The sequence below is a fragment of the Mesorhizobium sp. Ca11 genome (assembly GCF_020165275.1).
Classification (GTDB): domain Bacteria; phylum Pseudomonadota; class Alphaproteobacteria; order Rhizobiales; family Rhizobiaceae; genus Mesorhizobium.
In genome coordinates, this window is sequence record NZ_JAIUHU010000016.1 from 73,294 (window position 1) to 93,705 (window position 20,412).

General features: G+C 64.2%; 19 protein-coding genes. 8 read left to right on the forward strand and 11 right to left on the reverse strand.

The features are described 5' to 3' along the window. The first annotated feature begins 150 nt into the window (after nucleotides 1–150). From LB538_RS24075 to LB538_RS24085, 3 genes are all read left to right on the forward strand, one after another. Complete coding sequence (locus LB538_RS24075; RefSeq protein WP_224526055.1) at nucleotides 151–1,491, forward strand: FAD/NAD(P)-binding protein; 1,341 nt, start codon at nucleotides 151–153, stop codon at nucleotides 1,489–1,491. Nucleotides 1,492–1,908: 417 nt separating this feature from the next. Beyond that, the gene (locus tag LB538_RS24080) at nucleotides 1,909–3,345 is read left to right on the forward strand and encodes a pyridoxal-phosphate dependent enzyme (protein WP_224526052.1); all 1,437 of its coding nucleotides are present in this window, start codon (nucleotides 1,909–1,911) and stop codon (nucleotides 3,343–3,345) included. Beyond that, entirely contained in the window at nucleotides 3,342–4,508 is a 1,167-nt protein-coding gene (locus tag LB538_RS24085) for a trans-sulfuration enzyme family protein (RefSeq protein WP_224526048.1), read from the forward strand. The genes LB538_RS24080 and LB538_RS24085 overlap by 4 nt, the downstream gene beginning before the upstream one ends. Nucleotides 4,509–4,814: 306 nt before the next feature. On the opposite strand, the gene LB538_RS24090 is transcribed toward LB538_RS24085, so the two are convergent. Then, a complete protein-coding gene (locus tag LB538_RS24090) occupies nucleotides 4,815–5,102 on the reverse strand; it encodes a GIY-YIG nuclease family protein (RefSeq protein ID WP_224526046.1) in 288 nt (95 codons plus the stop codon). 248 nt (nucleotides 5,103–5,350) lie between these two features. Between LB538_RS24090 and LB538_RS24095 the strand changes: the two genes are divergently transcribed. Both LB538_RS24095 and LB538_RS24100 read left to right on the forward strand, forming a co-directional pair. Next, entirely contained in the window at nucleotides 5,351–6,592 is a 1,242-nt protein-coding gene (locus LB538_RS24095; RefSeq protein WP_224526044.1) for a D-amino acid dehydrogenase, read from the forward strand. A 41-nt stretch (nucleotides 6,593–6,633) separates the two neighbouring features. Next, nucleotides 6,634–7,440, forward strand: coding sequence for an aspartate/glutamate racemase family protein (locus LB538_RS24100; RefSeq protein WP_095767973.1), 807 nt, complete (start codon nucleotides 6,634–6,636; stop codon nucleotides 7,438–7,440). A gap of 24 nt (nucleotides 7,441–7,464) precedes the next feature. Here LB538_RS24100 and LB538_RS24105 read toward each other — a convergent pair whose 3' ends face one another. Further along, nucleotides 7,465–8,355: a LysR family transcriptional regulator gene (locus tag LB538_RS24105; RefSeq protein ID WP_224526041.1), complete on the reverse strand. Its 891-nt coding sequence runs from the start codon at nucleotides 8,353–8,355 to the stop codon at nucleotides 7,465–7,467. A gap of 96 nt (nucleotides 8,356–8,451) precedes the next feature. On the opposite strand from LB538_RS24105, the gene LB538_RS24110 reads away from it, so the two are divergent. Beyond that, the gene (locus tag LB538_RS24110) at nucleotides 8,452–9,447 is read left to right on the forward strand and encodes an aldo/keto reductase (RefSeq protein WP_224526038.1); all 996 of its coding nucleotides are present in this window, start codon (nucleotides 8,452–8,454) and stop codon (nucleotides 9,445–9,447) included. 232 nt (nucleotides 9,448–9,679) lie between these two features. On the opposite strand, the gene LB538_RS24115 is transcribed toward LB538_RS24110, so the two are convergent. From LB538_RS24115 to infC, 9 genes are all read right to left on the reverse strand, one after another. Continuing rightward, the gene (locus LB538_RS24115) at nucleotides 9,680–10,282 is read right to left on the reverse strand and encodes a nucleotidyltransferase family protein (protein ID WP_224526036.1); all 603 of its coding nucleotides are present in this window, start codon (nucleotides 10,280–10,282) and stop codon (nucleotides 9,680–9,682) included. A 39-nt stretch (nucleotides 10,283–10,321) separates the two neighbouring features. Next, entirely contained in the window at nucleotides 10,322–12,730 is a 2,409-nt protein-coding gene (gene pheT, locus LB538_RS24120; protein WP_224526033.1) for a phenylalanine--tRNA ligase subunit beta, read from the reverse strand. Beyond that, nucleotides 12,727–13,164 carry a GFA family protein gene (locus tag LB538_RS24125; RefSeq protein WP_224526030.1) on the reverse strand — a complete coding sequence of 146 codons (438 nt, stop codon included), beginning with the start codon at nucleotides 13,162–13,164 and terminating at the stop codon, nucleotides 12,727–12,729. Before LB538_RS24125 ends, pheT begins: the two co-directional genes overlap by 4 nt. Beyond that, the gene (gene pheS / locus LB538_RS24130; protein ID WP_224526026.1) at nucleotides 13,161–14,258 is read right to left on the reverse strand and encodes a phenylalanine--tRNA ligase subunit alpha; all 1,098 of its coding nucleotides are present in this window, start codon (nucleotides 14,256–14,258) and stop codon (nucleotides 13,161–13,163) included. Before pheS ends, LB538_RS24125 begins: the two co-directional genes overlap by 4 nt. A 144-nt stretch (nucleotides 14,259–14,402) precedes the next feature. Beyond that, nucleotides 14,403–14,804, reverse strand: a complete 402-nt coding sequence (rplT, locus tag LB538_RS24135; protein WP_042637600.1) for a 50S ribosomal protein L20 — start codon at nucleotides 14,802–14,804, stop codon at nucleotides 14,403–14,405. A gap of 93 nt (nucleotides 14,805–14,897) precedes the next feature. After that, nucleotides 14,898–15,101, reverse strand: a complete 204-nt coding sequence (gene rpmI / locus LB538_RS24140) for a 50S ribosomal protein L35 (protein ID WP_027166935.1) — start codon at nucleotides 15,099–15,101, stop codon at nucleotides 14,898–14,900. A gap of 249 nt (nucleotides 15,102–15,350) precedes the next feature. Then, nucleotides 15,351–16,634 carry a hypothetical protein gene (locus LB538_RS24145; RefSeq protein ID WP_224526024.1) on the reverse strand — a complete coding sequence of 428 codons (1,284 nt, stop codon included), beginning with the start codon at nucleotides 16,632–16,634 and terminating at the stop codon, nucleotides 15,351–15,353. Nucleotides 16,635–16,814: 180 nt separating this feature from the next. Then, nucleotides 16,815–17,462, reverse strand: a complete 648-nt coding sequence (locus tag LB538_RS24150; protein ID WP_224526022.1) for a methyltransferase family protein — start codon at nucleotides 17,460–17,462, stop codon at nucleotides 16,815–16,817. A 199-nt stretch (nucleotides 17,463–17,661) separates the two neighbouring features. Further along, a complete protein-coding gene (gene infC / locus LB538_RS24155) occupies nucleotides 17,662–18,198 on the reverse strand; it encodes a translation initiation factor IF-3 (RefSeq protein WP_095767981.1) in 537 nt (178 codons plus the stop codon). Nucleotides 18,199–18,411: 213 nt separating this feature from the next. Between infC and LB538_RS24160 the strand changes: the two genes are divergently transcribed. Together LB538_RS24160 and LB538_RS24165 are read left to right on the forward strand one after the other, a co-directional pair. Further along, nucleotides 18,412–19,185, forward strand: coding sequence for an alpha/beta hydrolase (locus LB538_RS24160; protein ID WP_224526017.1), 774 nt, complete (start codon nucleotides 18,412–18,414; stop codon nucleotides 19,183–19,185). Then, nucleotides 19,185–20,327 (forward strand): benzoate/H(+) symporter BenE family transporter, encoded by a 1,143-nt coding sequence (locus LB538_RS24165; RefSeq protein ID WP_224526014.1) that lies wholly within the window; start codon nucleotides 19,185–19,187, stop codon nucleotides 20,325–20,327. Before LB538_RS24160 ends, LB538_RS24165 begins: the two co-directional genes overlap by 1 nt. The last annotated feature ends 85 nt before the right edge of the window (nucleotides 20,328–20,412 follow it).

A 20,412-nucleotide genomic window follows, 5' to 3' on the forward strand; every position in this document is an offset into this window, starting at 1 on the left:
TTAGTATAGTAATCTTATCAACATTGGGAGTGAGAGAACGATGCGCGACCTTCAAAAAACCGTTCCGGCGATCGTTCGTGGCTTGCGGCTGAGGCCGTCCGCGGCGCTCGCCCAGCGCTGATCGCTCAGGTCACGTTTCGGCGCGCAACCATGGTTGGACGCGGCAACTCCATCATCATTGTCGGCGGCGGCGCAAGCGGCGTCGTGCTGGCCGCGCACCTGTTGAAGTCGCCCAATCCGGACCTGCGCGTCACGCTGATCGAGAAGCGGCCGCATTTCGGCCAGGGCATGGCTTACTCGACGCTGCTCTCGGCGCATGTGCTCAACGTCAACGCCTCCGGCATGAGCGCTTACGCCGACGACCCGACCCATTTCGCGCGCTGGGTGCTGGAACGCGGCCTCGCCAGACCGGACCAGGGACCGTTCTACGCGCCGCGCAGCCTCTATGCCCGTTATCTGCAGGATGTGCTCGAGGGCCTCGAGGAGCGCGAGCGCGAGACCGGGCGTCTCAGGTTGATCCGCGAGGAGAGCCTGTCGATCGCGCCGACCTCGTCGGGTGTCGAAGTCGCGCTCGCCAACGGCACCAGCGTCGTCGCGCACCTTGCCGTCCTGGCCACCGGTCACGACGAGCAGCCCGGCGCCTTCCAAGGTCATGCCGTCCGTATGGGGACGGAGGCCGACACCGCGCTCGATCCTGAAGCCCGGGTGCTGCTGCTCGGCACCGGCCTGAGCATGGTCGACGCTTTCCTGTCGCTGGAGCAGCGCGGCCATCGCGGTTCGATCGTCGCGGTGTCGCGGCGCGGCCTGCTGCCGTCGCCGCACCGCAAGGGCAATCCGATCAAGCTCGATATCGCCGATATTCCGCTCGGCACCCAGCTTTCCTATTTCGTCGGCTGGTTCCGCAACCTGATCCGCGAGACCCAGAAAGCCGGCGGCGACTGGCGCGACGTCGTCGATGGTCTCAGACCCTTCAACCAGACGATCTGGCAGAATTGGCCGTCTTCGGCTAAGCGCCGCTTCGTCGAGCACACCAAGGCCTGGTGGGATATCCACCGCCACCGCATGGCGCCGGAAGTCTATGCGCGCGTCACCGAGGCGGTCGCCTCAGGCCGCATCCGTCTCGTCGCCGGCAGGGTGGTGGCCATAGAACCGAACGGCGGCTTCGTGGTGAAGATCCAGCCGCGCGGCACGCAGGACGTCGAGACCCTGGACGTCGCCCGCCTCTATGATTGCATGGGCATCGCCCGCGACATTTCGCGGACGTCGAACGGCGTGGTGCGCTCGCTGGTCGAGCGCGGCCTGGCGCGTCCCGATCCGCTGCGCCTCGGCCTCGATGTCACGGCGAAATGCGAGCTGATCGCGGCCGACGGCACGGTGTCGTCGAAGCTGCTCGCCGTCGGACCGCTGACGCGCGGCACCTTCTTCGAGATCGACGCCATTCCCGACATCCGCGTGCAATGCGCGAAGCTGGGCAAGCAGTTGTTGGGATAGCATGGCTTCTCGCTGGCAACAGGAATTCTGACATGCTGGCGGGACAGCACCCCCCTCTGCCCTGCCGGGCATCTCCCCCGCAAGGGGGGAGATCGGACTTCATCACCGCTTTCGCCAATCGCCAACGTCGAAGGGGAAGCGCCGGCGACGGAACTGTCAATCTCCCCCCTTGCGGGGGAGATGTCCGGCAGGACAGAGGGGTGCCTCGCGCTGGCTTCAACAATGAGAGACTGCGAAGCAACCCGCTAGAATTCCATTCCTCCACTCGCCGCCGGATTGGCACGATCTATCTTCTTTCCTGATGAAAAGGGCCGGAAAAGACAGGGCGCGCGATCCGCGAAACCGGAATGGATTCCCGCGGCCTCCCGCGCGAGATTGCCGACATCCGCCTCGAACTGCTTCGATGGAGCACTCAAGATGAGCGAGCAGACAAAAGCGGCGCCGAAGGGCGCGCACATCAGCCTGTCGAGACTTCGTCCGCCTTACGCTTCGGTGCTCGACCTGATCGGCCAGACGCCGGTCGTCGAGCTGACCAAATTCGACACCGGCAAGTGCCGCCTGTTCATCAAGCTTGAAAGCCAGAATCCCGGCGGCTCGATCAAGGACCGCATCGCGCTCTCGATGATCGCGGCGGCGGAGAAGGAGGGGCGGCTGAAGCGCGGCGGCACCATCGTCGAGGCCACCGCCGGCAACACCGGCCTCGGCCTCGCCCAGGTCGGCATCCCGAAGGGCTATCGCATCATCCTGGTCGTGCCCGACAAGATGTCGCGCGAAAAGATCCAGCATCTGCGCGCTTTGGGCGCCGAGGTGCGCATGACGCGATCCGATGTCGGCAAGGGCCATTCCGAATATTACCAGGACATGGCCGAGAAGATCGCCGCCGAGCTGCCCGGCGCTTTCTATGCCAACCAGTTTGCCAACCCGGCGAACCCACTCGCGCATGAGACGACGACCGGGCCGGAGATCTTTTCGCAGCTCGAAGGCGATGTCGACGCGGTAGTGGTCGGCGTCGGCTCCGGTGGCACGCTCACCGGCCTCGGCCGCTTTTTTGCGAAACACTCGCCCAAGACCGAGATGGTGCTCGCCGACCCGGTCGGATCGGTGCTGGCGCCGCTGATCAAGACCGGCAAGATGGAGGAGGCCGGCAGCTGGACGGTCGAAGGCATCGGCGAGGATTTCGTGCCGCCCAATGCCGATCTGTCGCTGGTGAAAAAGGCCTATTCCATTCCCGACAAGCAGAGCATGCTGGCGGTGCGCGATCTGTTGTCCAGGGAAGGCATCCTGGCCGGCTCATCCTCCGGCACGCTGCTGTCGGCAGCGCTTCGCTACTGTCGCGAGCAGACGACGTCCAAACGCGTCGTCAGCTTGGTCTGCGACAGCGGCAACAAGTATCTGTCGAAAGTCTTCGATGACATCTGGCTGGCCGAGCAGGGCCTTGCCGACCAGGAACAGCATGGCGATTTGCGCGACCTGGTCATGCGCTCGCCGCGCACCGGCGACATTGTGACCGTTGGCCCGGACGAAAGCCTGCTCAACGCCTATGGCCGCATGCGCCGCTCCGACGTTTCGCAGCTGCCGGTGCTGGACGAAGGCAGGCTGGTCGGCATCGTCGACGAGAGCGATATTTTAGCCAAGGTCGATGGACCCTATGACGGCCGCTGGGACCGTTTCAACGCGCCGGTGCGCACGGCCATGACGTCGAACCTGCACACGTTGCAGGCCAATCAGACGCTCGACGCGCTGCTGCCTGTCTTCGACCGCAACGAGGTCGCCATCGTCTTCGATGGCGAAGAGTTCATCGGCCTGATAACTCGTATCGACCTGATCAACCATCTGAGGCGCCGCGCCAAATGACTTCGAACAGCAAGAACCGCCTGGCCTTTTCCACCCGCACCATCCATGGCGGCCAGAGCCACGATCCGCTGACCGGCGCCGTGATGGTGCCGATCTATGCCACTTCCACCTATGGCCAGCAGTCGCCCGGTGTGCACAAGGGCTTTGAATATGCCCGCAGCCAGAACCCGACGCGCTTTGCCTTCGAGCGCGCCGTGGCCGACCTCGAAAGCGGCTCGGCGGCTTTCGCCTTCGCTTCCGGCCTGGCGGCGATCGGCACGGTGCTCGAGCTGCTCGATTCCAGCGCCCATATCGTCGCCACCGACGACATCTATGGCGGCTCGTTCCGCTTGATGGAGCGGGTGCGCAAGCGCTCCGCCGGGCTGCAGGTGAGCTTCGCCGACTTCACCGACCTCGCCGCGGTCGAGGCCGCGATCCGGCCGGAGACTAAACTGCTCTGGGTCGAGACGCCGACCAACCCGCTGCTGCGCATCGTCGATCTGGAAGCGGTCGCCGCCCTGGCCAAACGCAAGGGGCTGCTCACCGTCGCCGACAACACCTTCTGCAGCCCCTATATCCAGCGCCCGCTGGAGCTCGGCATCGACATCGCCGTCCATTCGACGACGAAATATCTCAACGGCCATTCCGACATGGTCGGCGGCGTGGCGGTCGTCGGCGACAACAAGGACCTCGCCGCCCAGCTGAAATTTCTGCAGAACGCCATCGGCGCCATTTCCGGCCCGTTCGACAGTTTTCTGGCGCTGCGCGGTATAAAAACCCTGGCGCTCAGGATGGAGCGTCATTCGGCCAACGGCCTGAAAATAGCGCAATGGCTGGAAACGCGAAAAGACGTCCGCCGGGTCATCTATCCCGGCCTCGCCAGCCACCCGCAGCATTCCATCGCCGTCCAGCAAATGCACGCCTTCGGCGGCATGATCTCGGTCGACCTCGACCGCGACCTGGCGGGAACGAAACGCTTCCTCGAACGCACCCAGCTCTTCACGCTGGCCGAAAGCCTGGGCGGCGTCGAAAGCCTGATCGAGCACCCGGCGCTGATGACGCACGGATCGATCCCGGCGGAAAAGCGCGGAGCGATCGGGATATCGGATTCCCTGGTGCGGCTGTCGTGTGGGATCGAGGATGGGGATGATTTGGTCGCGGATCTGGAGCAGGCACTGGGGTAGGTGAGGGTCTTGGGGGCAGTCGTCGAGTTCCGTCACACCCCCTCTGGCCTGCCGGCCATCTCCCCCGCAAGGGGGGAGATTGGATGTCGCGACCGCTTTCGCGAATCATCGACGTTGCAGGAAAGGCGCCGCCGGCGGAGCTGCTAATCTCCCCCCTTGCGGGGGAGATGCCCGGCAGGGCAGAGGGGGTGTTGTCCCGCCAACCTGTCCTTCGTCATTCTAGGGCGGAGCAAGGAGCGAAGCGAACGCGCGAAGACCCTAGAATCCATGCCGTGACGCCTGAGCGCCGCCACGGTGCAGAACGGTTCACCAGCCAATCCCGCGGAAGAGCTCGAACCATTCCGGATTGGTCTTCTCGATCAGCTCGATCTTCCATCGGCGTGGCCAACGTTTCAATGACGTCTCACGCTGGATGGCATCGGCGATGTCGAAATATTCCTCGTACCAGACGAGACGCTGCACGCCGTAGCGGCTGGTGAAACTGGAGCCTTGGCCGGTCTTGTGCTCGGGCATTCGACGAGCAAAATCATTGGTGACGCCGATATAGATCGTGCCGCCTTTCTGGCTTGCGGTCATGTAGACGTAGCCTGTCATGTGCGATCTTAGCTGACGCCATTACCACCCGCTATTCTGGACCATTGCATTCTATGGCCAATGTCACGGCATGGATTCTAGGGTCTGCGCGCGTCGCTTCGCGCCTTGCTCCGCCCTAGAATGACGAAGCGCCATTTGCATCGCCCTGACTGCGAGGGGCGCTGTCCCGCCGACATCTCCGTATGTGTGCCATTGCAGACTGCAGCTTACACCTTACAGTGAGCCAACTTGCGATCTCCGGAGGCGCCATGCGCGTGATCGTGTTGGGTGGCGGCGTGGTCGGCGTCACCACGGCCTATCAGCTGCAGAAGGACGGGCACGAGGTCGTCATCCTCGAGCGCCAGCCTCAGGTCGCCGCCGAGACCAGCTGGGGCAATGCCGGCATGATCGCGCCGGGGCATTCCTTCGTCTGGTCGTCGCCCAAGGCGCCGATGATCCTGTTGAAATCGCTGGTGCTGAAAGACCAGGCGCTGCGCTTCAAGCTGTCGGCCGATCCGCGGCTCTACAGCTGGTCATGGCTGTTCCTGATGGAATGCACGACCGGGAAGGCCAGGCGCAACACGCTGCTCAAGCATCGGCTGGCGGTCTATTCGCAATCAGTGCTGCACGAGGTCGTCGCCGACGAGGCGATAGACTATGACCGCAACGATCGCGGCATCCTCTATTTGTATCGCAGCCAGCAGGCGCTCGACAAAGGCGTCGAGCATATGAAGCTGCTGGAATCCGACGGCCAGCTGATCAAGGTGCTCGACCGCGACGCCATCGTCGCCCTCGATCCGGCGCTGGCTTCCGCCAAGGAAAAAATCGCCGGCGGCATCCATTGCCCGACCGACGAGACCGGCGATCCGGCGAAATTCACCCGCGCGCTGGCGGCGAAAGTGGTCGCGCGCGGCGGCGAGATCCGCACCGGCACGACCATCACCGGCATCGAGACGTCCGGCGACGATGTCGCTCAGGTGCTGACCGACAAGGGAAGCGTCAAGGGCGATGCCTATGTGCTGGCGCTCGGCTCCTACAGCCCGCTGGTCGCGAGCACCGTCGGCATCAGCCTGCCGATCTATCCGATCAAGGGCTATTCGCTGACGATTCCGATCGGCAACCGTCCGGCGCCGCCCACCATCGCCGCCATCGACGAGCACAACCTGGTCGCCGTATCGCGCTTCGGCGACCGGCTGCGCGTCACCGCTACGGCCGAGTTCGCCGGCTACGACACCAGCCACAAACCGGCCGATTTCGCCTTCATGAAAGGGGTGACCGAGGAGCTCTATCCCGAAGGTGCCGACTACGACCGCGCCGAGATGTGGGCGGGCCTCAGGCCGATGACGCCCAACAATCTGCCCGAATTCGGCCGGCGCCGTCTCAGCAATCTCTATCTCAACACCGGGCACGGCCATATCGGCTGGACCATGTCGCATGGCTCGGCCCGCATCACTGCCGACCTGATCGCCGGCCGCAAACCGGCGATCTCGATGGACGGAATTTTGAACTGAGAGCATGATCCCGGAGGGGATCGAGCAGGAAAGGGAATGCCATGTCTGTCAGCGCGGCCGCTACCCGCCCGCAATCGCCAGGGCCGATCGATTTGGGCGTCCTTCCGTCGGAGATCGACGGCGGCCTCGCCTCGCGCGCGGCGATCGGCTTGGCGATCCTTGCCACCGACCAGACGCTGGAGCACGAGTTCCGCGCGCTGATCCGCATTCCGGGCGTCGCCTTCTACGAGGCGCGCCTGTTCAACGACAACGACATCACGCCCGACACCCTGCGCGCCATCGGCCCGCGCATCGCGCCGACCGTCGATCTGATCCTGCCCAGCATCCCGCTCGACGTCGTCGGCTTCGGCTGCACCTCGGCCACCATGACGCTCGGCGAGGAAGCCGTCTTCGCCGAGATCCGCAAGGCGCGGCCGGGCGTCGCCTGCACCACCCCGGTCACCGGCGCTTTGGCCGCGTTCAAGGCGCTCGGCGCCAGGGGCATCGGCCTGCTGACCCCTTATGCACCCGAGATCAACCAGGGCCTGGTCCGCTATTTCACCGGCCGCGGCCTCGACATATCAGCCGTCGCCACTTTCGACCGGCGCGACGACCGCGAGGCGGCTCGCATCTCGCTTGCCTCGATCGAGGCGGCGGCCGAGACGATGGCCGCCGTGCCGGGGGTGGAAGCGATCTTCATCTCCTGCACCAGCCTGCGCGTGGCGGAAGCGGTCGCCGAGCTGGAGCGGCGCATCGGCATTCCCGTCACCTCCTCCAACCACGCCATGGCCTGGCACTGCCTGCGGCTTGCCGGCATAGACGACGTCGTGCCCGCCGGCGGCCGGTTGTTTGCGCTACCGGCTGTTTGATATGCGATTTACCCTGCCCACTAGTTACCCGCTCACCTTGAAGAAATCCACGAACGCCCTGAGCGCCGGCCGCATTTGCCGGCGGCTCGGATAATAGACGAAGAAGCCGTCGAAGGACGGGCACCAGTCCGCCAGCACGCGGATCAGCCTGCCATCGGCGAGCGGCGCCTTGACATAATCCTCGAAGACGAAGGCAAGCCCGGCGCCGTCGACTGCCGCCTGGGCGATAAGATGGTCCTCGTCGAGGATCAGCGGTCCTTCCACCGCGATCTCGATTTCCTCGCCGTCCTTCTCGAACTCCCAGCGATAGAGAATGCCGCTGGAAAAACGGAAGCGGATGCAGCGATGGCCTGCGAGATCGCGCGGATGGTCGGGCTTGGGCATGGAAGCGAAATAGGACGGCGCTGCGACCACCGCGCCGCGGATGTCGGGCCCGATCCGCACCGCGATCATGTCACGCTGCAGGCTTTCGCCGAGCCTGACGCCGGCGTCGAAGCCGCCCTCGACGACATCGGTGAAGCGATCCTCGATGACGATCTCCAGCACGATGTCGGGATAGGCGGTGGCAAAGGCGCCGAGCCGCGGCGTCAGTACCAGATGCGCGGCGGTGCGCGGCACGCTGAGCCGTAGATTCCCGGCCGGCCGGTCGCGCGCCTCGACCGCCGTTTCCAGCGCGAGATCGATCTCGGACAGGGCCGGCCGCAGCCGTTCCAGAAGCTGCGCGCCTTCCTCGGTCGGCGCGACGCTGCGCGTGCTGCGCGCCAGCAGCCGCACGCCGAGCCGTGCTTCCAGGCTCGACACCGCATGGCTCACCGCCGACGGCGCGATGCCGAGCTCGCGGGCGGCGCCGCGGAAGCTGGCGCATTGGGCGACCGCGGCCAGCACGGCGAGTTGTGAGAGGTTCGTCCGATTCATCGTTCTATTTTATAGAGCAACCCGTACAAAAGAGAAAGAATTATCGAACGCAGTGCGAGGCGCTATCTCTCTCCCATCGCAATAAGGAGATGCGCCATGAAAACCCGCAAACTTGGAACTGAACTCGAAGTCTTCCCCGTCGGCCTCGGCTGCATGGGCATGAGCTTCGGCTATGGCGGCCAGCCGGAGGCGGAAGCGATCGCCACGCTGCGCCGCGCCGTCGAGATCGGCGTGACCTTCTTCGATACGGCCGAAGTCTATGGTCCATACGAGAACGAGATCCTGCTCGGCAAGGCGCTGAAGCCGGTGCGCGACAAGGTGACGATCGCCACCAAATTCGGCTTCAAGATTTCCGAACACGGCGAGGGCACCGACCGCATGGTCGGCGTCGACAGCCGCCCCGAGCACGTCAAGGCAGTGGCCGAGGCTTCGTTGAAGCGGCTGAACACCGACGTGATCGACCTCTATTACCAGCACCGCGTCGATCCGAACGTGCCGATCGAGGACACGGTCGGCGCCATGGCGGAATTGGTGCGCGAAGGCAAGGTGCGGGCGCTCGGCCTGTCGGAGGTGAGCGGCGCGACGCTGCGCCGGGCGCATGCCGTGCACCCGATCGCCGCGGTGCAGAGCGAATATTCGCTGTGGAGCCGCGATCCCGAGGATGAGGTGTTCGACGTCTGCCGCGAGCTCGGCATCGGCTTCGTCCCCTACAGCCCGCTCGGCCGCGGCCTGCTCACCGGCGCGATCGCCAAGCCGGACGCGCTCGGCGCCGGCGACTGGCGCCTCACCTTGCCGCGCTTCCAGGCCGAGGCGATGGAAGCCAACAACGCCGTCATCGCAGTGCTGAAGAAGATGGCGGCGCAGAAGGGCGTGACAGCGGCGCAGCTGGCGCTCGCCTGGGTGCTGCACCAGGGTGATTTCATCGTCCCGATCCCCGGCGCAAGGAAGATACGCCACCTTGAGCAGAACACGGCGGCGGCGAATATCGGGCTGAGCGCGGCCGAGGTCGCGGCGATCGGTGACGCGCTGTCGCCCGACAAGGTGGTCGGCAAGCGCTATACCGAGGAATTGCTGGCGCTGGTGAACGGGTGATAGTTGAAAAGGGGCGCTTCGGCGCCCCCTTGAAGGGTCGGCGCGCGGCCCCCCTCTCTGGCCTGCCGGCCATCTCCCCCTCAAGGGGGGAGATTGGCAGCTTGGGCGCCGGCGCCTTCCTGCCTCGATTATTAGCGAAAGCGGACGCGACATCGATCTCCCCCCTTGAGGGGGAGATGGCCGGCAGGCCAGAGAGGGGGGCCTCGCGCCGCCGTATCTTATCCCTGCACCCCTACCACGGCACCACACTAATCTCCGGCCAATACTCCTGCGCCCTTCTCCCCTTCGCCTCGTGCGTCCGCTGATTGTCCAGCACCCGGTTCGGCGTGATGCGAAACGAAAAAAGATCGTCGAGGCCGAACGGTGCCACCAATTCCAAAGCTCCGTCGGCGCCGTACCGCACCCCGACCGCATGCGTCTTCGAGGCGAAATAGCTCACCGACTCGCTCGCGCTCGCATAACGCGGGCACTCCTGTCCGAACTTCACCGGATACCATAGATGCACCCGCGCCTGGTTGCGCACCTCGACCGGCGGCGCCATCCCCGCGAAATGCTCTGCCGCCCGGCGGATCACCGCATCCTCGGCCTCGTAGGACAAGTCGGCGTCGTCGAAATAGAAGAGATCAACATCCTTGATGCCGTAGCCCGGCGGCTTGCCGGTCAGATGGTTCCAGACGCTGTTGTAGAGCGCGCCGGAGACCACCAGCCAATCTGGCAGCGCGAGTTGGCGCACACGCGCCAGCGTTTCATCCAGCAGCGGATCGGCCGCGATGATGGCCAGGAAGGCAGCGCGCTGTTCCTCGAAGGGGAGGCCGGAATAGCGGAGATGGTGCATCGCCCTTTGGAGAGCGATTCGCCATCTCTGCGCAATGCCTTACGCCCTCAGCACGCCGCCCGTCTGCTTGTTGACGTTCTCGACGATGCGTCTTGCGAGCGCCTCGAAATCCTCGTCGGTCAACGTCTTTTCAACAGGCTGGATCGACACCTCGATGGCGATCGACTTCTTGGCCGCCCCCAGCGAGGCGCCTTCGAAGACGTCGAACACCGAAACGCCGGTGACCAGCTTCTTGTCGGCCGCCAAAGCTGCCCGCACCAGCGTGCCGGCCTCGACCGTCTTGTCGACGACGAAGGCGAAGTCGCGCTTCACCGCCTGGAACGGCGAGAGCTCCAGCTTCGGCTTGGTGCGCGTCGGCTTGGCCTTCGGCTCCGGCACGGCATCGACGAAAACCTCGAAGCCGCAGATCGGACCTGACGCGTCCAGGCCGTCCAGCGTCTTCGGATGGAACTCGCCGAACGTGCCGAGCACCGTCTTCGGCCCGAGCTTGATCGTGCCGGAGCGTCCCGGATGATACCAGGCCGGGCCGCCGGGCTCGATCTGCAGCCGGTCGACCGGCGCGCCGCAGGCCTCGAGCGCCGCGATCGCGTCCGCCTTGGCATCGAACACGCCGACCGGCCCGGCATTGCCGGACCAGCTGCGGCCCGCGCCGTCGAGCTTGGCGGTGCCGCGCCGCACGCCGGCGGCGACGCGCCGCTGCTGGTCGGCGCCATCGCCTTCATAGGTGCCCGAAACCTCGAACAGCGCCACATCGCCAATGCCCTTATCGGCATTGCGCTGCGCGGCCGCGATCAGCCCCGGCAGCAGCGACGGCCGCATGTCGGACATATCTGCGGCGATCGGGTTGGCGAGCTTGAGCGCCGTCTGGCCGCCGCCGAACAGCTCTGCATGCCTGGCGGGAATGAACGACCATGTGACGGCCTCCATCATGCCGCGCACGGCGAGCGCGCGCTTGGCGGCGCGGGTGCGCACCTGCAGCGTGGTCAGGATCTTGCCGTTGACCGCGTCATGCGAGGTAAGCGGCTGGGCCAAGATGTTGTCGACGCCATGGATGCGCATCACCTCCTCGACCAGGTCGGCCTTGCCGTCGACATCCGGCCGCCAGGACGGCACCTCCACCTTGACGACGTCGCTCAGTCCTTTCGGCTCGAAGCCGAGCCGGGTCAGGATGCCAAGGGCTTCCTCTCTCGGCACCTCGATGCCGGTCAGCCGTTTCACTTCCGACAGCGGGAAGGAGACGATCTTCGGCTTGTGGCCGGCATAGCCGGCAACCTCGATTTCAGAAGGCGTGCCGCCGCAGAAATCGAGCACCAGCTTGATCGCCAGCTCGACGCCCGGCACCATGAATTCGGGATCGACGCCGCGCTCGAAGCGGTAGCGCGCGTCGGTGATGATGCCGAGGGCGCGGCCGGTGCGGGCCGTGGCGATCGGATCCCAGAGCGCCGATTCGATCAGCACGTCGGTGGTGTTCTCGTCGCAGCCCGAATGCTCGCCGCCCATGATCCCGGCGATCGATTCCACGCCATTGTCGTCGGCGATCACGCACATTTCCGGCGTCAGCGTGTATTCGCGCCCGTCCAGAGCCAGCACCTTCTCGCCGTCCTTGGCGCGCCGCACCACGAGGTTGCCGGCGACCTTGGTGGCATCGAAGACATGCAGAGGCCGCCCGCGGTCGAAGGTGACATAGTTGGTGATGTCGACCAGCGCGCTGATCGGCCTGAGCCCGATGGCGATCAGCCGCTGCTGCAGCCATTTCGGCGACGGGCCGTTCTTGACGCCCTTCACCAGTGCCAGCGCGAAGCCGGGGCAGAGCTCGGGCGCCTCGATCTTCACCTTGACCGGGCACAGGCCTTCGCCGGCATGCGGCATGATCCCGCCGCCGGTGAGCCGGCCAAGTCCGCTCGCCGCGAGGTCGCGCGCGATGCCGTAGACGCTGGTCGCGTCCGGACGGTTCGGCGTCAGGTTGATCTCGATGACCGGATCGTCGAGATGCGCGTAAGCGGCGAAGCTGGTGCCGACCGGCGCATCCTCAGGCAAATCGATGATGCCGTTATGCTCGTCTGAGATTTCCAGCTCACGCTCCGAGCACATCATGCCGTGGCTCTCGACGCCGCGGATCTTGCCGACCGAGAGCGTCACGTCGATGCCGGGAACATAGGTGCCGGGCGCCGCGAAGGCGCCGATCATGCCGGCGCGGGCATTGGGCGCCCCGCATACCACCTGCACCGGTGGCTTGCCGTCGCCGGTGTCGACGGTCAGCACGCGCAGCCGGTCGGCGTCCGGATGCTGCACTGCCGTCAACACTTTGGCGATGACGAAGGGTTTCAGGCCGGCCTTGTCATCGACATGCTCGACCTCGAGACCGATCGCGGTCAGCCGCTCGACGATCTCGGCAAGCGAGGCGTCGGTCTCGAGATGGTCCTTGAGCCAGGAGAGGGTGAATTTCATGACTGTGTTTCCGAGGGTCTTTGTTCTTCGGGCCGGGGCACGCTGGTCTTCAGCTCGCGCGGCAGCGCGTCGGGCATGTGCAGGAAGGGCAGTTGCTCGCGCACATGCGCATGCACGGTCGGCCTGAAATAGGCCGGCATGTCCATGGCGCCGAGCATGAAATAGATCTGGTTGTCGAGCCGCTGATCGAGATAGGCGATCGGCGAGCCGCAGATGCCGCAGAACGTGCGCTCCACCGGGCCGTTGCGATAGCTTTTCAGCGATTTGCCGTTGAGCGCGACCTGATCGGCCATGAAGCCGACAAAGGCCGACACCGGCGCGCCGCTGGCGCGCCGGCAATCGCCGCAATGGCAATAGCTGATGTGGTGCGGCTCGGCCGAGGCCTCGAACCGCACCGCGCCGCAGCGACAGCCCCCGGTATGAGGTGCCGTCATGTCGACAGCCCCCCGAACAGCGTCGGCAGGTCGAGCGGCCGGAAGCCGTAATGCGACAGCCAGCGCACGTCGGCGTCGAAGAAGGCGCGCAGGTCCGGCATGCCGTATTTCAGCATGGCGATGCGGTCGATGCCCATGCCCCAGGCAAAGCCCTGATATTCGTCAGGATCGAGCCCGCCGGCGCGCAGCACGTTGGGATGCACCATGCCGCAGCCCAGTATCTCCATCCAGTCGGAGCCTTCGCCGAAGCGCACTTCACCCGGACGCGAGCGATCGCACTGGATGTCGACCTCGAGACTGGGCTCGGTGAACGGGAAGAAGGACGGACGGAAGCGCATCTTGACCGACGGCACCTCGAAGAAGGCCTTGCAGAACTCCTCCAGCACCCACTTCATGTTGGCGACGTTGGCTGATTTGTCGACCACCAACCCCTCGACCTGATGGAACATCGGCGAGTGCGTGGCGTCGGAATCCTGCCGGTAGGTCTTGCCGGGGATGACGATGCGGATCGGCGGCTTCTGCTTCTCCATGGTGCGGATCTGCACGGGCGAGGTGTGGGTGCGCAACAGCTTGCGCTCACCCTTCTCGTCCGGCTGGAAGAAGAAGGTGTCGTGCATCTCGCGCGCCGGATGTCCCTCGGGAAAATTCAGCGCGGTGAAATTGTAATAGTCGGTCTCGATATCGGGGCCTTCGGCGATGGCGAAGCCGAGATCGCCGAAGATCGCCGCGATCTCGTCGATCACCTGGCTGATCGGATGAATGCGGCCGCGCTCGGCCGGCGATTGGCGAACGGGGAGCGTGACGTCGACCTTCTCAGCCGCGAGCCGGGCCGCGATCGCCACATCCTTCAGTTCCGCCTTGCGCTGGGTGAGCGCTTCGGTGACGCGGTTCTTCAGGCCGTTGATCGCCGGCCCCTTCACCTGGCGTTCCTCGGCGCTCATTGCGCCCAGCGTCTTCAGCATTTCGGAGACGGAACCCTTCTTGCCCAGCGCCGAGACGCGCACCGCCTCGATCGCGGCCTCGTCCGCCGCCGCCGCGATTTCGGCGAGCAACGAGCCTTCCAGGGCTTCAAGATTTCCAGCAGTGGCGTTCACGGCGAAGCTCTCTCGGTCGGGCGACTGTCACCATTTTGGTTTCGTCGTCGCCATTTTGGTTACATCAGGCATAGAAAAACCCGCGCCAGCCGTGCCAGCGCGGGTTCCCCAAATCAGAATTGCGTATGCTTGGGAAGCGCTGGCTTAGGCGACAGCGCTCTCAAAAGCATTCGGCGTGGTGTTCTTCAGATATTCGAGCGCGACCTTGGCCTTGGCGACCAGCGCGGCGAAAGCCTGCGGCTCGTGGATGGCCATGTCCGAAAGGACCTTGCGATCGATTTCGATGCCGGCCTTGTTGAGGCCGTCGATGAAACGGCCATAGGTCAGGCCATGCTCGTGGGTCGCGGCGTTGATGCGCTGGATCCACAGCGCGCGGAACGAGCGCTTGCGGTTCTTGCGGTCGCGGTAGGCGTATTGCAGCGACTTCTCCACCGCCTGCTTGGCGATGCGGATGGTGTTCTTGCGGCGGCCGTAGAAACCCTTGGCGGCCTTCAAAACCTTCTTGTGCTTGGCGTGGGCGGTAACGCCTCTCTTTACGCGTGCCATGTCATGATCTCCTTAAAAGCAATTCCAGGAAAAGTGTTCAGCGGTTTTCCGTTCGGAATTGCGTAAAAACAAAAGTGGTTCCAAGCCGAGGGATTAGAGGCCGTTCGGCAGAAAATTCTTGATGACCTTCTTGCCGTCCGGTTCAGCCAGAACCATCGTGCCGCGGGCATCGCGAATGAACTTGTTGGAACGCTTGATCATGCCGTGGCGCTTGCCGGCGGCAGCCGACAGCACCTTGCCGGTGGCAGTAATCTTGAACCGCTTCTTGGCGGCCGATTTGGTCTTCATCTTGGGCATTTTGCTACTCCGTATTGGTGGCGCACCATCGCGCTTCTTGTCTCGCTTCGGGCCGACCAAAGCCCGAAAAGCAAATGAAACCGCCACGGCATGCCCTGCCGGGCGGTTTTCTTGGAACGGCGGTCCTATAGATCAAAGATGGCCGGCGTGCAACACCTGAAGCCGATACACCTGAAGCTACACGCACCGAAGCTGCGCGCCCGCCTCAGGTTCCCGAAGATCGGAGTGTGCTAACGCAGCGCTTATCAGTCACACGTCACCTCTTGTGGACTCGAGGTTGAAAAGAACTCGTTCCAATACATATTCATCGCCGTCGAAGACGAGCTCGGCGCGATAAAATCCATAGCCCCAGTGCTCCGGAGCACCCGCTACCACATCTTTCCCATCGATGGTCGTGGTCGCAGGCAAGGCCCACACCTTGTCTCCCAATTCCTTTGTTGGCGGCCGGTCGCCTAGGTAGCAATAAGCGAAGCCTCGGTTCCGCCCGTCGTCGACATCGATATTTGTTGTATTTACCGACTGTAGGGTTTCATACGCGGCAATCCTCGCGGTACGCTCCACAGGCCATTTGTCTTGCCTCATCGAAGTGTCCGCCGGATAGAACGCAGCAGCTTTTGTGGTGCTGCTGGCTTTCAGCCCCACCAATTGTGTACCATCGCGGCGCAGTGCCCCGAAGTCCGGTTGCCAGAAGCCTCCATTTACCCCTAGGGCCAGCCCATCGTCGCGGGTCTGTTTTTTCGCCTTTTTTCGCGCTTCGCGAATTTCGCTCGTAAGGGAGGCTTGGGTGGTCGTGTCCAAGAGTGTCTGGGAGATAGTCCAGTAGCGGGCAGCGGTCGATGGCCGGTACTTGCGCACGATCTCCCGCTCCGGCCCGGACAGTCTCCAGCGGGAAAAGGCGGAGCAACTTCTTCCGAACGCCAGATAGCTCCTCGGGAGGCCCAGAAGTGCGAGCTGGTAGTCATTTTGTGCAGAATGATACTGGCTGCGCGTGATGATGTTCTGTGGGCCATTGGCGCGGAAAGAATCGAACTCGGCGCGCGTAGCGCGCTCGACCGTCGCTTTGTCGAACCTCAGCACCGATGTCGGGCTTCGGTAGGCGTCGTCAGTCATATAGCCCGTGCCGAAGGCCATGGTGTCGGCATTCTCATAGACGACCATCACCGGTAGAAAATCCGCGGGCACGCCGCCGTTTTCTGTCGTGTCGCCACGGCAGGCATCGGGCGCACGAACCACCACCGCCTTACCGTCGCCCATGCGCTGCCCCCAAACTGTTGGGATCAGACCGGCTTCATAAGTCGAGGAACTATCCTTGTAGTGAATGTTGAGGACGTTGCAGCCAACAACAATGTCATAGTGTTGTTGTTCGCCCTTATAGTCAAAGTCCACCTTCAGACGGAAGTAGGTTCCGTGATCGACATAGGCGTCCTTTGTAAAGGACAATTGCTCGGTCGCGTGTTCGCGGTTGGCGGTCGCCGTCACCCAAGCCAAAGCCAGGAGAATGAGCCCGCCGACGGCGGCAACGGCAGTCCTCATCCTAAGCTTTGCTCCGTGTGGAAAACATTCGCAAATGTGGTGGTGCCGACCTGATGCTCGACACAGTGCACCCCCGGCGCTTTATTTGCCACGATCATCGCTACACCATTCGTGTAGCCAGACTATTAATATGTTCGGAAGTTAGCCCGGCAATTCGATAGTGCTTCTGTCCGTCAACTCTTAGGGCAGCGTGAACCACACCGGCAGCACCCCCGACTGCTGCATGCCGTCGATCAGCTCAAAGGCGGGCAGCGCCACCAGAAACACCAGGCCGTCGAGCAGCGTGTTCAAGAGCAGGCGCGGCCTGAAGCTGCCGGTATCGCCTTCCTGGTAGAGCGCAAGGTTCGGGAAGAACCGCGGCACTTTGGCCAGATAGGCCTGGTAGGGCGCGCCGAGCAGTTCCTTCAGATAACGCTCCTCGCGCAGGATGACGATGTGGAAGGCGCCGGCGCAGAGCAGCGAGAACAGGATGATGCCGCTGAACGAGCCGATCTGCGCCCCGACCCCGGCGGCAGCCAGGGTCGAAAACAGATAGAGCGGGTTGCGGGTGATCGAGTAGGGACCGCCGGTGACCACCTCGGCCGATTTGCGCCCGCCGATATAAAGCGTCGACCACAGCCGCCCGACAATGCCGAGAAAGATCAAAAGCACGCCGAACATCTCGATCGACTCGTGCACGGACGTGTCCGGCGGAAAGGAAGACTGGCCGAACAGAAGCGCGCAGAACAGCACCACGATCAGCACCGCCAGCACGATCCGGCGCATGTGCTGGTAGCCGCCCAACCCCTCAGTCTGGTTGTCGGCTGAGACCTTCACTTCATCGACCATGACCCATCCGATCGTCGATTGCTCGCGATCGCGAAGGGATCGTCGAGGTGGCTGGCGATCGGGTTGAAAACAGGCGCCCCGCCGATCGTCGGGACGCCGTGCCCGGCAATTCGGGCGGATTTTAGAGCGGGATACAAAGAGCCCGGCAACTCTCGAAACCGTGATGGGCGCGACGCTTTGGCGGCCGCGCCATCACTGGTCAGCGCGGCGCCAGAACCATCATCATCTGGCGGCCTTCGAGCTTCGGCTCCGCCTCGACCTTGGCGATCGTCGCAACTTCCTCGCGCACCTTGTTCAGAAGCTGCATGCCAAGTTCCATATGCGCCATCTCGCGGCCGCGGAAGCGCAGCGTCAGCTTGACCTTGTCGCCTTCCTCGAAGAAGCGCCGCACGGCCTTCATCTTGGTCTCGTAGTCATGGCTGTCGATGTTCGGGCGCATCTTGATCTCCTTGATCTCGATGACCTTCTGGTTCTTGCGCGCTTCGGCCGCCTTCTTCTGGTTGGCGTATTTCAGCTTGCCGAGATCGAGGATCTTGACGACGGGCGGCACCGCATTGGGCGAAATCTCGACGAGATCGAGCCCGGCCTCTTCGGCCAGCAGCAGCGCGTCGTTGATGGAAACATCGCCTCGGTTCTGGCCGTCGGCGTCGATAAGCTGGACCCGGGGCACCCGGATGTCTCGGTTAGAGCGCGGCCCGTCCTTGGTGGGTGCCGCTGCTTTGAAAGGTCTGCGAATGGTCGTGGTCTCCTCGGCCGTTTCGTTCTGGGTTCTTTAGACAAAAGTAGGTGGACGCGCCTATGTGGGAAGCGCGGGGCGTGAGTCAATAGCATAGCCGCGCCGCAAAATCACCTGCTGCCTGGTAATTGTCTGCACCAAGCAAAGAAACGCCGCGAGCACTTTTCGTTGAACCACCGCCTGTGCCAAAAGACCGGCGGGAAGGACAAGCTCATGGCCGCCAGCGCTCCGGTTTTCATCGATGTGGACGGGTCGGGCATCGCCGTCAGGCAGATGCCGGGCGCGGCGCCCGGCGTGGTCTGGCTCGGCGGCTACAAGTCCGACATGCAGGGCACGAAGGCGCAGACGCTTGCCGCCTGGGCTGCGAGCGAAGGCCACGCCTGTCTGCGCCACGACTATTCCGGCCATGGCGAGTCGGGCGGCGAATTCGCTAACGGCACGATCTCGAAGTGGTTGGCCGAGAGCCTCGCCGTCTTTCGCCGGTTCAGCAAGGGCAAGCAGGTATTGGTCGGCTCCTCGATGGGGGCATGGATCGCGTTGCGCATGGCGCAGGAACTGCGCAAGGCGGGCGACACGAGGGTTGCCGGCCTGGTGCTGCTCGCCCCGGCGCCTGATTTCACCGTCGAGCTGATCGAGCCGGTGCTGACCGACGCGCAGCGGCAGGATCTAAGGGAAAAAGGCTTCTTCGCCGAGCCGTCCGACTATTCGGAGGAGCCTTATATCTACACGCGCGCGCTGATCGAGGACGGCCGCGCCAACCGGGTGATGACCGGGCCGATCGACACCCATTGCCCGGTGCACATCCTGCAGGGCCTGGCCGATCCGGACGTGCCGTCCGGCCATGCCTTGAAGCTCGCATCCATGCTGCCCGCCGACGATGTGACGCTGTCGCTGATCCCGGACGGCGATCATCGCCTGTCCCGCCCCGAGGATCTCGACATGCTCAATCGGGCCGTCGGCGACATGGTCAAGCGGGCGGCCGAATAATGCGCATCTCCATCCCGATATCCGCCTTCGTCGCGGCGATCGTCGGCTTCGGCGGCACTCTGGCCCTGGTCATTGCCGCCGCCAAGGCGGTCGGCGCCACGCAGATCGAGACCGCGAGCGGCGTGACGGCGATCTGCCTGGCCATGGTCGTTGAATGTCTGTGGCTCTCCTGGCGCACCAAGATGCCGGTCATTACCGCCTGGTCGACGCCCGGCTTGGCGCTGATCGCGGCCTCCAGCGGATTTACGATGCCGCAGGCCGTCGGCGCCTTCATGGTCACCGGCGTCCTTCTGGTCGCCACCGGCCTGTTCAAGCCGTTGACCAGGCTGATCGCGAAAATCCCGGCCTCGGTCGCGTCCGGCATGCTGGCCGGCATCCTGGTCAGCTTCGCCGTCAATGCGGTGAAGGCCATTCCGGCCGACCCTTGGCTGATCCTGCCGCTGATCGCCGCCTTCTTCGTCATCCGCCTGTTCAATCCGGCTCTGTCGGTGCTGGTGGTGCTGATCGGCGGCGGCCTCGCCGCTTTCCTCACCGGCCGCGTCGGCAGCCTGCCGGCGCCGGAACTGTCGACATTGACATTGATTGCGCCGCAATTCACCGCATCGGCGATCATCGGCCTCGCCCTGCCTCTCTATCTGGTCACCATGGCCTCGCAGAACCTTTCCGGTCTCGCGGTGCTGCGCGCAGCGGGCTACCATCCGGAGCCCGGTCCGCTGATCGGCGTCACCGGCCTGTTTTCGCTGCTCTCGGCGCCGTTCGGCGCCGCGACCACCAATCTCGCGGCGATCTCGGCCGCTATCTGCACCGGTCCCGATGTCCATCCCGACCCGGCCGAACGTTGGAAGACCGGGCCGTTCTACGCGCTCGCCTATCTCATCTTCGCGGTCTTCGGCGCCTCGCTGGTGGCGATCTTCGCCGTCCTTCCGCAAAGCCTGATCGTGCTGGTCGCAGGGCTCGCCTTGACAGCGCCCTTGGCCAACGCGCTGTCGATCGCGCTGAAGGACGAGGCCGAACGCATGCCGGCCACCGTCACCTTCGCCGCGACGGCTTCGGGGCTCACGCTCTTCGGCGTCGGCGCGGCATTTTGGGGGCTGGTCGCCGGAATGGCAGTGCTTTTCCTGGAGAAACTCAAAAAGCGATAATCATTTCAGGTGCTTCGCCGGTTTTGGCGGGGTTTGTCTTGAATCGCCGATTTCGCCTTCCCATTTCGATTCCACGCAGCCGGTT